Here is a 14,155-nt window from a genome sequence, read left to right on the forward strand (position 1 = left end):
TTGCGGCAAGATGCGCCCCCCTGCGGACGCCTCAGGCCTCGGTTTCCACCCGCTGGGCGTAGCGCTGGGCGATGACCGCGCAGGCCATCAACTGGATCTGGTGGAAGACCATCAGCGGCAGCAGGGCGACCCCGGCGGTGGCCGCTGGGAACAGCACCCCGGCCATCGGCGCGCCGCTGGCCAGGCTCTTTTTCGAGCCGCAGAAGACGATGGCGATCTCGTCGGCCTTGGTGAACCCGAAGGTGCGGGCGGCCCAGACGGTGGCGGCGAGCACGACCGCCAGCAGCGCGCAGCACAGCACGACCAGGCGCACGAGGTCGGCGGCGCCGATCCGCGACCAGACGCCCTCGGCCACGGCGCCGGAGAAGGCGGTGTAGACCACCAGCAGGATCGAGCCGCGGTCGACGTAGCTGAGCGTCTTGGCCTTGGCCTTCACCCAGGGGCCGACCCAGCGCCGTAACGCCTGGCCGGCGACGAACGGCGCCAACAGCTGCAGGACGATCGCCCAGATCTGGCCGGCCGAGATCCCGCCCTGCGCGTGCAGCAGCAGGCTGACCAACAGCGGCGTCAGGAACATGCCCAGCAGGTTGGACGCCGAGGCGGCGGCGACCGCCGCCGGGACGTCGCCGCGGCCGATCACGGTGAAGCCGATCGAGCTCTGGATCGTCGAGGGCAGGCAGCCGAGGAAGATGATCCCTGCGGCCAGCGCCGGCGGCGTGATCGCCGCGGGCAGGGCGGCGAGCCCCAGGCACAGCAGCGGGAACAGCCCGAAGGTGGCGGCCAACACCACGAGGTGAAGCCGCCAGTGGGTGATCCCGCCGATCACCGCCTCGCGCGACAGCCGCGCGCCATGCAGGAAGAAGACCAGGCCGATGGCGAACCGCGTGGTCCAGTCGGCGACGACCGCCGCCTGGCCGCGCGCCGGCGCGAGGCTGGCGGCGACCACCATCAGGACGATGAGGACCAGGTAGCGGTCGATTTTCACTCGGCCGGCGAGCCGGCCGAGCCTCGGCCGGCGCCCGGCCGCTGCGCTCACGCGTCGACCAGGAACGACAACTGCCGGTCGACCGCCTCGTTGCGGCCCAGGGCGATCTCACGATCCAGCAGGCGCGTGGGATAGTCGCCGGTGAAGTAATGGTCGGTGAACTGGGGGGTGGCGGCGTTCCGCGTGCCGGCTTCCATCGCCCAGTAGAGGCCGTCGACCGACAGATAGCCCATCGAATCGACGTTGAGGATCTTGGCGATTTCCTCGACCGAATGGTTGGCGGCGAGCAGCTTCTCGCGGTCCGGCATGTCGATGCCGTAGTAGTCCGGCCACTGGATCGGCGGCGACGCTGAGCGCAGGTGCACCTCCGCCGCGCCGGCTTCCCGGACCATGCGCACGACGCGGACCGAATTGGTGCCGCGGACGATCGAGTCGTCGATCAGCAGCACGCGTTTGCCGGCCAGCACCGAGCGGTTCGGGGCCAGCTTCATGCGCACGCCGAGCTCGCGCTGGCCCTGGGTCGGCTGGATGAAGGTCCGGCCGACGTAGTGGTTGCGGATGATGCCCATCTCGAATGGCAGGCCCGCCTCCTGGGCGTAGCCGAGCGCGGCGGGAACGCCGGAGTCCGGCACCGGAACGACGACGTCGACGTCGGCCGGGGTCTCCTGGGCCAGCCGGCGGCCCATGCGCTTGCGCACCTCGTAGACCGAGCGGCCGTTCACCACCGAGTCCGGACGGGCGAAGTAGACGTATTCGAAGATGCAGGGCCGCGCCTGGCGCGCCGGGAAGGGGCGCAGGCTCTCGATGCCGCCATGGTCGATGACCACCATCTCGCCGTGCTCGACGTCGCGCACGAACCGGGCGCCGATCATGTCGAGGGCGCAGGTCTCGGAGGCCAGCACGTACTTGCCGTCGAGCTCGCCCAGCACCAGCGGGCGGATGCCCAGCGGATCGCGGACGCCGATCAGCTTCTTGTTGGTCAGCGCGACCAGGGCGTAGCCGCCCTCGATCTGCATCAGCGCGTCGATGAAGCGCTCGATCAGCCGGGACTTCCGCGAGCGGGCGATCAGGTGGAGGATCACCTCGGAGTCGGAGGTCGACTGGAAGATCGCGCCGTCGGCGACCAGCTGCTCGCGCAGGGTCAGGAAGTTGGTCAGGTTGCCGTTGTGGGCCAGCGCCACGCCGCCGCTCTCGAGATCGGCGAACATCGGCTGGACGTTGCGGATGAACGAGCCGCCGGCGGTGGAATAGCGGGTGTGGCCGATGGCGCAGCGGCCCGGCAGACGATCGGCGAGGCTGCCGCCGCCGAAGGCGTCGCCGACCTGGCCCATGTGCCGTTCGGTCGTGAACTTGTGGCCGTCGAACGCGGCGATGCCGCAGGCTTCCTGGCCGCGGTGCTGCAGGGCGTGGAGGCCGAGCGCCGTCAGGCCGGCGGCCTCTTCGACGTCGTAGATGCCGAAAACGCCGCACTCCAGACGCGGCGTGTCGTCGTCCGGATCACGCAGGGGGGCCTGGTAGCGCTCAAACACCTGACTCATCGGGACTTCTCCACCAGATCGTCCACCTCGCCGCGTTGGCGCGCGTCGTACCCTTCCGTCGCGGTTCTGTCACGCGAGGGTTCGCGTACCGCCGCTTCGAATGCGGGTTTTAGTCGTCCGGCGGCGTCCAACCCCTGGGGGGCCAGGCTTTCCAGCAGCCGGCCCATGTTCGAGGCGAGCGGCCAGGTGCGGGCGCCGGTGATCCACTTTGGCTGCAGATCGGACGGCGTGGCGGCGACGAACATCAGCTGCAAAGCGCCTAAGACAACAAGGCCTCGAACCAGGCCGATCAGCAAACCGACCGTCCTGTCCAGAACGCCCAGCACGTGGGTTCCGCGCACCCGTCGCGCAAGGGCTGCGCCGGCGAGTCGCAGCGCGACGTAGGTTACACCGAACAGCAGTCCGAGGGCGGCGAGCGCGGCCAGCCAGTGCGGATGAACCAGTCGATCGGCGAGCGGGGCCGCGTGCGGCAGCCCGAACAGCACGGCGGCGGAGGCGCCCAGCAGGGCCACCATGGCGGCGACCTCGCGGGCCGCGCCGCGGCCAAAGCCGACCAGCGCGGAGATCGCGAGCAGTACCAGGACGATGTAGTCGAAGTTGGTCACGTCGCTCTAATTCCAGTCCGCCTCGCCGATCCGGCGGATCGCGTCGGAGAGCCGCGCCGCGCCGGTCATCCGCAGCGCGGGGCTGTCGACGTCGGCGGGGCCGAGCGCCCGGCGGAAGCCCAGCTTGGCGGCCTCCTTGACTCGGGACTCCATGCGGCTGACCGGCCGGACCTCGCCCGACAGGCTGATCTCGCCGAAGACCACGCAGTCCTGCGGCAGCGCCTGGTCGAGCGCGGAGGAGGCGAGCGCCGCGGCGGCGGCGAGGTCGGCGGCCGGCTCGCTGATGCGCAGGCCGCCGGCGACGTTGAGGTAGACGTCGCGATCGCCGAACCCCAGCCCGCAGCGCGCTTCCAGCACCGCCAGCACCATGGCCAGGCGGCCGGAGTCCCAGCCGACCACGGCGCGGCGCGGGGTGCCGTAGGCCGACGGCGCGACCAGAGCCTGGAACTCGACCAGCACCGGCCGCGAGCCCTCGATGCCGGCGAACACCGCAGCGCCCGCGGCGCGCTCGCCGGAGGTGTTGAGGAACAGGGCCGAGGGGTTCTTCACCTCGGCCAGGCCGGCGTCGCCCATCTCGAAGACGCCGATCTCGTCGGTCGCGCCGAAGCGGTTCTTGGCGCCGCGCAGGATGCGGAACGGATAGCCGCGCTCGCCTTCGAAGGCGAACACCGCATCGACCATGTGCTCGACGACGCGCGGGCCGGCGATGGCGCCTTCCTTGGTGACGTGCCCGACCAGGATCACCGCCACGCCGCGCTTCTTGGCCAAACGCACCAACTCGCCAGCGGCGGCGCGCACCTGGGTGACCGAGCCCGGCCCGGCCTCGTGCGCGTCGCTCCACATCGTCTGGATGGAGTCGATCACCACTAGGTCGAACTTCTCGCGCTTCAGGCCCTCGGAGATTTCGCGCAGCGAGGTCTCGGCCGCGAGCTTCACCGGCGCGTCGCCCAGGCCCATGCGCTGGGCCCGCCCGCGCACCTGTTCGACCGCTTCTTCACCGGAGATGTAGGCGCAGGCGACGCCGCGGCGGGCTGCGCTGCCGGCGACCTGCATCAGCAAGGTGGACTTGCCGACCCCGGGGTCGCCGCCCAGCAGGATGGCCGACCCCGGCACCACGCCGCCGCCGCAGACCCGGTCGAACTCGTCGACGCCGGTGGCGATGCGGGGCGGGGGGTGGATCGCGTCCTGCAGCCCTTCGAACATGAGGCCGCGGCCGCGCGCGCCCTTGGCCGGGGCCATCGCGCCGGGCGGACGGCTCTGCACCTCCTCGACGAGCGCGTTCCAGGCCCCGCAGCCGGCGCATTGGCCGGCCCACTTGGTCTGGGTGGAACCGCAGGACTGGCAGACATAGACGGCGCCGTCGCGGGCCATGGACGCTCCTGATTCGACGGTGACGATTGTAGCTGAGCTCAGCGCCGGCGCGGCGCGCCGATCGCCTCCGATCGGCCTCGCTGTCGGCGCGCGCTAGACCTCGCCCAGGTAGACGCGCTCGCCCCGCCGGCCGAGACGGACCAGCACCTCGTGCGCCACGGTGCCGGCGGCGGTCGCCAGGTCGTCGAGCTGCGCGTGCTCGCCGAGCAGTTCGACCGGCTGGCCGAGCTGGGCGTCGGCGTCGCCGAGGTCGATCGCCAGCAGGTCCATGTTGACGATCAGCAGGGTTCGCCGGGCCCCGGCGAACCAGGCGTAGCCCTGGCCGCGGGCGGCGCGGATCACGCCGTCGGCGTAGCCGGCGCCGACGATGGCGACGCGCGTCGTCGCCTCGAGCACCACGCCGGAGCCGTAGCCCAGCCGCTCGCCGGCGCGGACGGTGCGAATGTCGAGAATCGGCGCGCTCAGCCGGGCCACCGCCTGCAGCCGCGCGTCCGGCCGCTCTTCCGGGCCGCCGCCGTAGAGGCTGACGCCCGGCCGCACCAGGTCGAAGCGGTAGTCGGCGCCGAGGAAGGTCCCGGCCGAGGCCGCGAGGCTGGCCTGCGCCTGCGGGAACAGCGCCCGCGCCGCGACGAAGCGTTCGAGCTGCCGCCAATTATGCGGGTCGCCAGGGTCGGTGGCGGCGCCCAGGTGGCTCATCACCAGCTCGAGGTCGAGGCCGTGCAGACGGTCGGTCGAGAGAGCCAGCGCGCGGGCCTCGTCGACGGTGACGCCCTGACGGCTCATGCCGGTGTCGATGTGGAGGCCGACGGCGAGCGGACGGCCGAGCACGCGGCTCACGGCGGCCGCCTCGCTGACCTGCGGCAGGCTGGTGAGCACAGGGGTGAGGCTGGAGTCTACGACCCGCCGGCCGCCGCTGGCCGGCAGGCCGTCGAGCACATAGATGGTCGCCGGGCGTTCGCCGCCCAGGCCGGCGCGCAACGCCTCGCCCTCTTCGAGCCGGGCGACGAAGAATCGCCGCGCGCCCTCGGCCCACAGCCGCCGCGCCACCGGGACCGCGCCCAGGCCGTAGCCGTCGGCCTTGACCACCGGCGCGACGACCGCCTCGGCCGCCGCATCGCCCAGGACCCGGTAGTTGTGCGCCAGCGCGTCGAGGTCGACGCACAGCCGCGCGACCGCAGCCTCACTCCTCGCTTTGATGGAAGCGGGCGTGGTGATCACGGGCGAGATTGCCGAACTTGGTGATGTCCTCATTGAACGCCAGTTTCACGGTCCCGATCGGACCGTGCCGCTGCTTGCCGATGATGATCTCGGCCAAGCCCCGCACCTGGTCCAGCTGCTCCTGCCACTTGAAGTGCTCCTCCGTGCCTTCGCGCGGCTCCAGGCGGCTCAGATAGTAGCTTTCGCGATAGACGAACATCACCATGTCCGCGTCCTGCTCGATCGAGCCGGATTCCCGCAGGTCGGACAGCTGCGGCTTCTTGTCCTCGCGGTTCTCGACCTGGCGCGAGAGCTGCGACAGGGCGATCACCGGTACGGCAAGCTCCTTGGCCAAGGCCTTGAGCGACTGGGTGATCATCGAGACTTCCTGGACCCGGTTGTCGGATCCCGAGCCGCCGCCGGTGATCAGCTGCAGGTAATCGACGATGACCAGGTCCAAGCCGATCATCCGCTTCAGGCGTCGCGCCCGGGCCGTCAGCTTGGCGATGCTGAGGCCGCCGGTGGCGTCGATGTATAGCGGCGCCTCCTGGATCTCCAACGCCGCGTCGCGGATCCGGCCGAACTCCATGGCGTCGATCTCGCCCTTGCGGAGCCGGTCCCCCGAGACGCCGGAGACTTCGGCCAGCAGACGCATCGCCAATTGCTCGGCGCTCATTTCCAGCGAGTAGAAGGCGACGACTCCCCCGCGCACCGTCTTGCGCGATCCGTCGGGCTGCGGCTCCCAGGCGTAGTTGCGCGCGACGTCGAAGGCGATGTTACAGGCCAGCGAGGTCTTCCCCATCGACGGGCGCGCGGCGAGGATCACCAGGTCGGACGGGTGAAGGCCGCCGATCTTCTGATCGAGGTCGATCAGCCCGGTGGAGACGCCGGCCAGGCCGCCGTCGCGGCCATGCGCCTCGGCCGCCATCGCCACCGCGCCGTGCAGCGCGTCGGCGAAGGTGACGAAGCCCTGCGAGACGCCGCCGGTCTCGGCGAGGCTGAACAGCTTCTGTTCGGCCTGTTCGATCTGGTCGCGGGCCGAGAGGTCGCCGTCGCCCTTCTGCGCCAGGGCGGCGATGTCGCCGCCGATGCGGATCAGGTCGCGGCGCAGCGCCAAGTCGTAGACGGCCCGGGCGTAGTCTGGCGCGTTGGCGGCCGGCGGCGCGCGGTCGACCAGGTCGGCCAGGTAGCGCACCCCGCCGAGCTCCTCGAACGCCGGATCGCGCGAGAACTGCTCGGCGAGCAGGATCGGCTCGGCCAACTGGCCTTTGCGGACGCTGATTTCGATCGACGAGAACAGCCGCTGGTGGAACGGCTCGAAGAAGTGTTCCGCGGCCAGAAAGTCGCCGAGCCGCTCGAAGGCGGCGTTGTCGTACAGCACGGCCCCCAGCAGCGCCTGTTCGGCTTCGATGTTGGCCGGGACGTGGGTGATCGCCACGTCATTGGAGACGGGACGGAGGTCGAGCGCCGGGACGATAGCCATGCCTTACCGTTAGCCTAACGTCGCAGGCGCAATCACTGTGACATTCCCAGCCGTCGCCGGTCTGTCCACATCTTTGCTGCAGCTTGTGGAAAAGCTCTACCGAAGCGGGCGCGTCGGCGCGCTTCGGCCGCGGCGGCTAGGCCGCGGCGAAGGCCAGCGTCTGCTGCGTCTCGACCTTGCGGCAGCGCGACAGCAGCGCCAGGTGGTCGGCGCCGGTCTGGACGTCGCGCAGCCAGGCCTTGCCGCCGTCCATAGCGATCACTTCGAACTGCGGATGGAGGTCCGGGCCGGCGCGCACGATGTCGCCCGGCCGGATCTCCTCCGCGTGCGCGCGGTCCTGATTGACCGAAAAGACGTCGGAAAAGCTGAAAAGGGTCATGGCGTCCGTTTCGGAAGGTCTGGCGAGGCTCAGGACTCGGGAGGCTTGCGTTTGGCCCAGACGCTCGTCGCCAACAGGGTGACGGCGAACAGCGCGAAGGCGGCGATGACCAGCCCGAGATAAAGGGTTTGGATGGACATGTGAGGGCTCCGTTTCGTCGCACTCACATTCCGCCAGGCTCAGCTTGGCCGATATTCCGCACATCTCCCTAAGTAGCGCTCCGGAGGCGACGGTCGCACGACGGCGGGGCAGCTTGGCTAGGGGAAAAGCGTGCATGCGAAACTTGGCTGTGATCCTGGTTCTGGCCGTCGCCGCGACGGCTTGCGCGAGCGCCGGCGAGGGGCCTGCAGCGACCGACCGCGGCGAGCGTTTCGCCCGACGGGCGTGCGCTGGATGCCACGCCATCGGCCCGACGGGGGCGAGCCCCTATGACCCGGCGCCGCCGTTTCGCACGCTGGCGGCGCGGCTTCCGGGGCCGGCGCTGCAGGCGCGGCTGTCGGCGATCGCGCTCCGCGGCCATGGGCAGATGCCGCCGATCTACATGACGCCGGACGAGATCGACGCGGTCGCGGCCTACGTCCGCGCCGTTGCGGCCCCTGGGCCCGGCCTGGAACGTCCCGCCATCAACCGTCGGCCGACCAATGCGCGGGCGGCCCTTGCGATTTTCCCGCGCGGGTCGATCTCTGGGGCATGAATGAAGTTGCCCCGACCCGTCCGTCCCGCGTCGGCCCAGGCGTCGCCGCCGGCGTCGACGAAGCGATGATTCGCCGGCTGGTGCCCGCCTTCTACGCCAAGGTCCGCCAGGACCCGGAGATCGGGCCGATCTTCGACCGCGAGATCGACGACTGGGACGAGCACCTCGCCAAGCTGTGCGACTTCTGGTCCTCGGTGCTGCTGATGACCGGCCGGTTCAAGGGGCAACCGATGGCGGTGCACGCGCGCCTGGGCGAGATCACGCCGGCGCACTTCGCCCGTTGGCTGCAGCTGTTCCACCAGACCGCCGACGAGCTCTGTCCGCCAGAGGCCGCCGCGCTGTTTCGCGCCAAGGCCGACCAGATCGGCGAGAGCCTGCAACTGGGTCTCGCATTCCGCCGCGGCGAACCGCCGCCGCCGCTTCGCGTGCGACGTTGAAGCGCCTACGTATGATCCCTGAGGCGCCTCGTAGGGCGAGATATGTTATGGCATGGCGTCCTGGCTGAGCCGGGATGTCGAGGTGGTCGGATGGATTACAGAGACGCATTCCGGGTTGCGCTGGACCAGGTCCGCAGCGAAGGCCGCTATCGGGTGTTCGCCGACCTGAAGCGTCACCGCGGTGAGTTTCCGCGGGCGACCTGGACCAAGGCCGACGGGACGACCCAGGAGGTCGTGGTCTGGTGCTCCAACGACTATCTCGGGCAGGGCCAGAACCCGGTGGTGCTGGACGCCATGACCCAGGCGCTGGCGGAAGCCGGGGCCGGCTCCGGCGGCACCCGCAACATCTCCGGCACCACCCGCTACCACGTCGAGCTGGAGGCCGAGCTGGCCGACCTGCACGGCAAGGAAGCGGCGCTGCTGTTCACCTCCGGCTACGTCTCCAACGAGGCGACGCTGTCGACGCTGTACAAGATCCTGCCGGGGCTGATCGTCTTCTCCGACGCGCTGAACCACAACTCGATGATCAGCGGCATCCGCGCCGGCGCGAAGGCGCAGCGCAAGGTGTTCCGCCACAACGACCTGGCGCACCTCGAGGAGCTGCTGGCCGAGGCCCCGGCCGATGCGCCGAAGCTGATCGCCTTCGAGAGCGTCTATTCGATGGACGGCGACATCGCCGACATCGCCGGCACGGTGGCGCTGGCCAAGAAGTACGGGGCGCTGACCTACATCGACGAGGTGCACGCGGTCGGCATGTACGGCCCGCGCGGGGCCGGCGTCGCCGAGCGCGACGGCGTGATGGACCAGATCGACATCGTCGAGGGCACGCTCGGCAAGGCGATCGGGGTGATGGGCGGCTACATCGCCGCCGACGCGGTGATCATCGACGCGATCCGCAGCTACGCCGACGGCTTCATCTTCACCACCTCGCTGCCGCCGGCGCTGGCGGCCGGCGCGGCGGCCTCGATCCGCTGGCTGAAAGAGCACGACGAGGTGCGCCAGGCGCACCAGGCGCGCGCCGCGGCGCTGAAGGCCCGGCTGGTCCAGGCCGGGCTGCCGGTGATGGAGTCCTCGGTCAGCCACATCGTCCCGGTGCTGGTCGGCGACGCTACCCACTGCAAGCTGATCAGCGACATCCTGCTGGCCGACCACGGGATCTACGTGCAGCCGATCAACTATCCGACGGTGCCGAAGGGCGGCGAGCGGCTGCGCTTCACGCCATCGCCGGCGCACACCGATGCGATGATCGACGACCTGGCCCGGGCGATGGAAAAGCTCTGGGCCCACTGCAACATCAAGCGCATGGGCGGCATCGCCGCCTAGGCGTCGCTTAGGAGGCTAGCTCTCCACCAGACCGTAGAGCTTGCAGCGGGCGCTCCAGCCGCCGCCTTTGATCTGCGTCACCGCAGCGACCTCGACCTCGTGCAGCGCGCCGTGGCTGTGGAGGGTATAGAGGTCGCCCAGCCGCGGCGGCAGCGGGTCGATCGACCAGATGATCAGTTCGCCCTTGGCCAGGAAGTCGTCGTCGAGGATCTCGTAGCCGCTCTCGTTGAACGGGCGCAGCCCGGGGGCACGGACGGGGGGCATCTATTTGCGTCTCCGAACGCCGCGGCCGAGGCCGATCTGCTTGGCGAAGTCCGACCGGCGCGCCGCATAGGCGGGCGCGACCATCGGGTAGTCTGCGGGCAGGCCCCAACGCCGGCGATAGTCGTCGGGGCTCATGTCGTAGCGCGACCGCAGGTAGCGCTTGAGCATCTTCAGCTTCTTGCCGTCCTCCAGGCAGACGATGAAGTCGTGCTGCACGGAGCGGGAGATCGGCACTGCCGGCTTCGGTCGTTCCTCGACCGGCGGCGGCGCGCCGCGGGACAGACCCTCGAGCGCGTGGTGCACGGTGCGAATGATGTCGGGCACAGCTTCCGCAGAGACGGTGTTGCGGCTCACATAGGCCGCCACGATCTCGGCCCCGAGACGCAGCAGCTCCTCGGGGGAGCGGCCGTCGGGGTCGGGTCCTACGCTCATCAACTCCCCCTATTTCACACCAGCAAGCACCCGGGCCGCGCGCACAGCTGCGCCCCGGAGTTCAACCGCAACGCGGGGATGTAGAGGTTGGTTCCTGAGAAGCTGTAGGGCGCGCACGCTCAGACATTGGAACGGCGGCCGCAACCGGTTAAAGAGCGGCGTCCGTTCGTTCCCTCCAAAGCCCCCCGGAAAGGCGCTGCTTTGACTCTGCACGTTCAAGCCCAGTCCTCCGCCGACGAATTCTTCACCCGCGGCGTCAGCGAGACCGACCCCGATCTCGCCAAGGTGCTGCAGGGCGAGCTGCAGCGTCAACAGGACCAGATCGAGCTGATCGCGTCCGAAAACATCGTCTCCAAGGCGGTGCTGGAGACGCAGGGTTCGGTGCTGACCAACAAGTACGCCGAAGGTTATCCGGGTAAGAGATATTACGGCGGCTGCGAAGTGGTCGATGAGGCCGAACGCCTCGCCATCGAGCGCGCCAAGCAGCTGTTCGGCTGCGAGTTCGTCAACGTCCAGCCGCACTCGGGCAGCCAGGCCAATCAGGCGGTCTTCATGGCCACCATGACGCCGGGCGACACCTTCATGGGCATGGACCTGGCCTCCGGCGGCCACCTGACCCACGGCAAGAACGTCAACCAGTCTGGCAAGTGGTTCCGCCCGGTGCACTATGGCGTGCGCGCCCAGGACCACCTGATCGACTACGACCAGGCCGAGGAGATCGCGCTGGCCGAAAAGCCGAAAGTGATCATCTGCGGCGGCTCGGCCTATTCGCGGCAGATCGACTTCGCGCGCTTCCGCGAGATCGCCGACAAGGTCGACGCGATCTTGATGGCCGACATCGCCCACTATGCGGGCCTGGTGGCGGCCGGGGCCTATCCGAGCCCGTTCCCGCACGCCCACGTCGTCACCACCACCACCCACAAGACCTTGCGCGGTCCGCGCGGGGGCATGGTGATGACCAACGACAAGAAGCTGGCGAAGAAGATCGACTCCGCGGTCTTCCCGGGCCTGCAGGGCGGCCCGCTGATGCACGTCGTCGCCGCCAAGGCGGTGGCGTTCGGCGAGGCGCTGCGGCCGGAGTTCAAGGCCTACGCCCGCCAGGTGATCGAGAACGCCCAGGCGCTGGCCGACAGCCTGCAGGCCGCCGGCTTCAAGATCGTTTCCAACGGCACCGACAGCCACCTGATGCTGGTCGACCTGACCCCGAAGGGCGTCACCGGCCATGACGCCGAGAACGCGCTGGAGCGGGCCGGCATCACCACCAACAAGAACGGCATCCCCTACGACCCGCTGCCGCCGATGCAGACCTCTGGCCTGCGCGTCGGCACGCCGGCCGGCACCACCCGCGGCTTCGGCGTGGGCGAGTTCCGTCAGATCGGCAAGTGGATCGGCGAAGTTCTGGATGGCGTGGCGACGGGCGGCGACAATTCCGCCGTCGAAGCCAAGGTGCGCTCGGAAGTCCTGGCGCTGACCAAACGCTTCCCCATCTACAGCTGACAGCTGACAGCTGACAGCTGACAGCTGTCAGCGGTGCAGCGGCCGCAAGGGGCGTTAGTGCGCTGGCTATGAAGTTCGCCTACATTCGGAACGAGTGCGGCGCGAACTTCACCGCCGGGAAGCGCACTAGCTGAGGAGATGCGAGTGTTCGTTTCGATGTCGAAGTTCACTCGCGCCCTTCATCTGCCCTGGCGAACTTCGAATTCGGGACACTAGCCCATGCGTTGCCCGTTCTGCGGCAGTGAAGAGAGCCAGGTGAAGGACTCGCGTCCGTCGGAAGACGGCGCGGCGATCCGTCGTCGCCGGCTCTGCCCGGAGTGCGGCGGCCGCTTCACCACCTTCGAGCGCGTGCAACTACGCGAGCTGACGATCCTCAAGCGGTCCGGCCGGCGCACGCCGTTCGACCGTGACAAGCTCGCCCGCTCGGTCTCCATCGCGCTGCGCAAGCGGCCGGTGGATCCCGAACGGGTGGAGCGGATGATCTCGACCATTGTCCGCCAGCTCGAGAGCATGGGCGAGACCGAGCTGCCGTCCTCGGCCGTGGGCGAACTCGTCATGAAGCAGCTGAAGCAGATCGATGACGTGGCCTATGTCCGCTACGCCTCGGTCTATCGCGACTTCCGCGAGACCCAGGACTTCGCCCGCTTCCTGGGCGAGGAAGGCCTGAGCGAGTCCGAGCAGCCGATCGAGCAATAGGGGCAGGCGGTGTCCGTCACCCTCAAGCTCGCCACCTCGCTGGACGGCCGGATCGCCACCGCCGCGGGCCAGAGCAAGTGGATCACCGGCGAGCGGTCGCGCGCGGCCGTGCACCAGTTGCGGGCCGAGCATGACGCCGTGCTGGTCGGCGCGGAGACGGCGCTGGCCGACGATCCCGAGCTGACCGTGCGGCTGCCGGGCTATGCCGGGCGGCAGCCGGCCCGGGTGGTGCTGGACAGCCGGCAGCGCCTGCCCACCACAGCCAAGCTGGTGCAGACGGCGCGCGAGATTCCGACCTATCTGGTGGCGACCGAGGCCCCGCAGGCGCGGCTGACGGACGCCGGCGTGCGGGTGCTGCAGGCGCCGGCCCTGGGCGAGGACCGGCCGGAACTGAAGGCCGTCCTCGAGGCGCTGGCGCGCGAAGGGTTGCGGCGGCTGTTCGTCGAGGGCGGCGGCCAGGTGGCGGCGAGTTTCCTGCGCTGTGGCCTAGTGGACGCCGTCGAGTGGTTCCGCGCCCCGATCGTCATCGGCGGGGAGGGGCGTCCCGCCATCGGCGCGCTGGCCGTCGCCGGTCTCGCCGATGCACCGCATTTTCGCCGTACCGAGGTCCGCGAACTGGGCGACGACCTCTGGGAGCGCTACGAGAGGATCTGAATGTTCACCGGGATCGTCACCGACGTCGGCCGCGTGCGCGCGGTTCGCGACACCAACCGCGACCGTCGGTTCGAGATCGAGACGGTCTATGACCTCTCCACCGTGGAGATCGGCGCGTCGATCGCCCATGCCGGCTGCTGCCTGACGGTCGTCGAGAAGGGCGACCGCTGGTTTGCGGTGGAGGTCTCCGGCGAGACGCTCGACATGACCACCCTGTCGGACTGGACCGAAGGGCGGCGCGTGAACCTGGAGCGCGCCGCGCGAGTCGGCGACGAACTGGGCGGCCATATCGTCTCCGGCCACGTCGACGGCGTGGGCGAGGTGCTGTCGGTGGCGGCCGAGGGCGGGTCGCACCGCATCCAGATCCGCGCGCCGCGGCCGCTGCACCGCTTTATCGCGCCGAAGGGTTCGATCACCGTTGAAGGCGTTTCGCTCACCGTGAACGAGGTCGAGGACGACGTTTTCGGGGTGAATCTGATCCCGCACACCTGGGACGTCACCACGCTCGGCGGGCTTGCGCCGGGGGCGCGAGTCAATCTCGAGATCGATATGCTCGCGCGCTATCTCGCCCGCTGGCGCGAAACGGCCTAAAGCGTCGGC

16 protein-coding genes are annotated in these 14,155 nt (G+C 69.7%); 7 read left to right on the plus strand and 9 right to left on the minus strand.

Annotation, left to right across the window (positions count from 1 at the left end; translation table 11 throughout):
* Positions 1-31: 31 nt before the first annotated feature.
* From ACSQ14_RS09185 to ACSQ14_RS09215, 7 genes are all read right to left on the minus strand, one after another.
* Positions 32-1,036 carry a bile acid:sodium symporter family protein gene (locus ACSQ14_RS09185; protein WP_436011910.1) on the minus strand — a complete coding sequence of 335 codons (1,005 nt, stop codon included), beginning with the start codon at positions 1,034-1,036 and terminating at the stop codon, positions 32-34.
* Positions 1,033-2,523 carry an amidophosphoribosyltransferase gene (purF, locus tag ACSQ14_RS09190; protein WP_436011912.1) on the minus strand — a complete coding sequence of 497 codons (1,491 nt, stop codon included), beginning with the start codon at positions 2,521-2,523 and terminating at the stop codon, positions 1,033-1,035. Before purF ends, ACSQ14_RS09185 begins: the two co-directional genes overlap by 4 nt.
* Positions 2,520-3,128 carry a CvpA family protein gene (locus tag ACSQ14_RS09195; protein ID WP_436011914.1) on the minus strand — a complete coding sequence of 203 codons (609 nt, stop codon included), beginning with the start codon at positions 3,126-3,128 and terminating at the stop codon, positions 2,520-2,522. The genes purF and ACSQ14_RS09195 overlap by 4 nt, the downstream gene beginning before the upstream one ends.
* Before the next feature lie 6 nt (positions 3,129-3,134).
* The gene (gene radA / locus ACSQ14_RS09200) at positions 3,135-4,499 is read right to left on the minus strand and encodes a DNA repair protein RadA (protein ID WP_436011916.1); all 1,365 of its coding nucleotides are present in this window, start codon (positions 4,497-4,499) and stop codon (positions 3,135-3,137) included.
* A gap of 93 nt (positions 4,500-4,592) precedes the next feature.
* Positions 4,593-5,714 (minus strand): alanine racemase, encoded by a 1,122-nt coding sequence (gene alr, locus ACSQ14_RS09205; RefSeq protein WP_436015393.1) that lies wholly within the window; start codon positions 5,712-5,714, stop codon positions 4,593-4,595.
* Entirely contained in the window at positions 5,680-7,179 is a 1,500-nt protein-coding gene (locus ACSQ14_RS09210; protein ID WP_436011918.1) for a replicative DNA helicase, read from the minus strand. The genes alr and ACSQ14_RS09210 overlap by 35 nt, the downstream gene beginning before the upstream one ends.
* A gap of 136 nt (positions 7,180-7,315) precedes the next feature.
* Entirely contained in the window at positions 7,316-7,558 is a 243-nt protein-coding gene (locus ACSQ14_RS09215; protein ID WP_436011920.1) for a hypothetical protein, read from the minus strand.
* 274 nt (positions 7,559-7,832) lie between these two features.
* Between ACSQ14_RS09215 and ACSQ14_RS09220 the strand changes: the two genes are divergently transcribed.
* From ACSQ14_RS09220 to hemA, 3 genes are all read left to right on the plus strand, one after another.
* Positions 7,833-8,252, plus strand: coding sequence for a c-type cytochrome (locus ACSQ14_RS09220; RefSeq protein WP_436011922.1), 420 nt, complete (start codon positions 7,833-7,835; stop codon positions 8,250-8,252).
* Positions 8,249-8,689: a group III truncated hemoglobin gene (locus ACSQ14_RS09225; protein WP_436011924.1), complete on the plus strand. Its 441-nt coding sequence runs from the start codon at positions 8,249-8,251 to the stop codon at positions 8,687-8,689. Before ACSQ14_RS09220 ends, ACSQ14_RS09225 begins: the two co-directional genes overlap by 4 nt.
* Before the next feature lie 90 nt (positions 8,690-8,779).
* Complete coding sequence (hemA, locus tag ACSQ14_RS09230; RefSeq protein WP_436011926.1) at positions 8,780-10,012, plus strand: 5-aminolevulinate synthase; 1,233 nt, start codon at positions 8,780-8,782, stop codon at positions 10,010-10,012.
* A 15-nt stretch (positions 10,013-10,027) separates the two neighbouring features.
* On the opposite strand, the gene ACSQ14_RS09235 is transcribed toward hemA, so the two are convergent.
* Together ACSQ14_RS09235 and ACSQ14_RS09240 are read right to left on the minus strand one after the other, a co-directional pair.
* A complete protein-coding gene (locus ACSQ14_RS09235) occupies positions 10,028-10,276 on the minus strand; it encodes a hypothetical protein (protein WP_436011928.1) in 249 nt (82 codons plus the stop codon).
* The gene (locus ACSQ14_RS09240) at positions 10,277-10,708 is read right to left on the minus strand and encodes a MucR family transcriptional regulator (RefSeq protein WP_436011930.1); all 432 of its coding nucleotides are present in this window, start codon (positions 10,706-10,708) and stop codon (positions 10,277-10,279) included.
* 207 nt (positions 10,709-10,915) lie between these two features.
* Here ACSQ14_RS09240 and glyA point away from each other — a divergent pair, with 207 nt between their 5' ends.
* The 4 genes from glyA (at position 10,916) to ACSQ14_RS09260 (ending at position 14,146) form a co-directional block, all read left to right on the plus strand.
* Positions 10,916-12,205: a serine hydroxymethyltransferase gene (gene glyA, locus ACSQ14_RS09245; RefSeq protein ID WP_436015395.1), complete on the plus strand. Its 1,290-nt coding sequence runs from the start codon at positions 10,916-10,918 to the stop codon at positions 12,203-12,205.
* A 219-nt stretch (positions 12,206-12,424) separates the two neighbouring features.
* Positions 12,425-12,901, plus strand: a complete 477-nt coding sequence (nrdR, locus tag ACSQ14_RS09250; protein ID WP_436011932.1) for a transcriptional regulator NrdR — start codon at positions 12,425-12,427, stop codon at positions 12,899-12,901.
* 9 nt (positions 12,902-12,910) lie between these two features.
* A complete protein-coding gene (locus ACSQ14_RS09255) occupies positions 12,911-13,555 on the plus strand; it encodes a RibD family protein (RefSeq protein ID WP_436011934.1) in 645 nt (214 codons plus the stop codon).
* Positions 13,556-14,146, plus strand: a complete 591-nt coding sequence (locus tag ACSQ14_RS09260) for a riboflavin synthase (protein WP_436011936.1) — start codon at positions 13,556-13,558, stop codon at positions 14,144-14,146.
* The last annotated feature ends 9 nt before the right edge of the window (positions 14,147-14,155 follow it).

Source organism: Phenylobacterium sp. LjRoot219 (assembly GCF_964252995.1).
Lineage (GTDB): Bacteria > Pseudomonadota > Alphaproteobacteria > Caulobacterales > Caulobacteraceae > Phenylobacterium.

Coding starts and splice junctions, on each gene's coding strand:
- purF (WP_436011912.1), bottom strand. CDS start 2,523: ATGAGTCAGGTGTTTGAGCGCTACCAGGCCCCCCTGCGTGATCCGGAC.
- radA (WP_436011916.1), bottom strand. CDS start 4,499: ATGGCCCGCGACGGCGCCGTCTATGTCTGCCAGTCCTGCGGTTCCACC.
- ACSQ14_RS09210 (WP_436011918.1), bottom strand. CDS start 7,179: ATGGCTATCGTCCCGGCGCTCGACCTCCGTCCCGTCTCCAATGACGTG.
- ACSQ14_RS09215 (WP_436011920.1), bottom strand. CDS start 7,558: ATGACCCTTTTCAGCTTTTCCGACGTCTTTTCGGTCAATCAGGACCGC.
- ACSQ14_RS09220 (WP_436011922.1), top strand. CDS start 7,833: ATGCGAAACTTGGCTGTGATCCTGGTTCTGGCCGTCGCCGCGACGGCT.
- ACSQ14_RS09225 (WP_436011924.1), top strand. CDS start 8,249: ATGAATGAAGTTGCCCCGACCCGTCCGTCCCGCGTCGGCCCAGGCGTC.
- hemA (WP_436011926.1), top strand. CDS start 8,780: ATGGATTACAGAGACGCATTCCGGGTTGCGCTGGACCAGGTCCGCAGC.
- ACSQ14_RS09235 (WP_436011928.1), bottom strand. CDS start 10,276: ATGCCCCCCGTCCGTGCCCCCGGGCTGCGCCCGTTCAACGAGAGCGGC.
- ACSQ14_RS09240 (WP_436011930.1), bottom strand. CDS start 10,708: ATGAGCGTAGGACCCGACCCCGACGGCCGCTCCCCCGAGGAGCTGCTG.
- nrdR (WP_436011932.1), top strand. CDS start 12,425: ATGCGTTGCCCGTTCTGCGGCAGTGAAGAGAGCCAGGTGAAGGACTCG.
- ACSQ14_RS09260 (WP_436011936.1), top strand. CDS start 13,556: ATGTTCACCGGGATCGTCACCGACGTCGGCCGCGTGCGCGCGGTTCGC.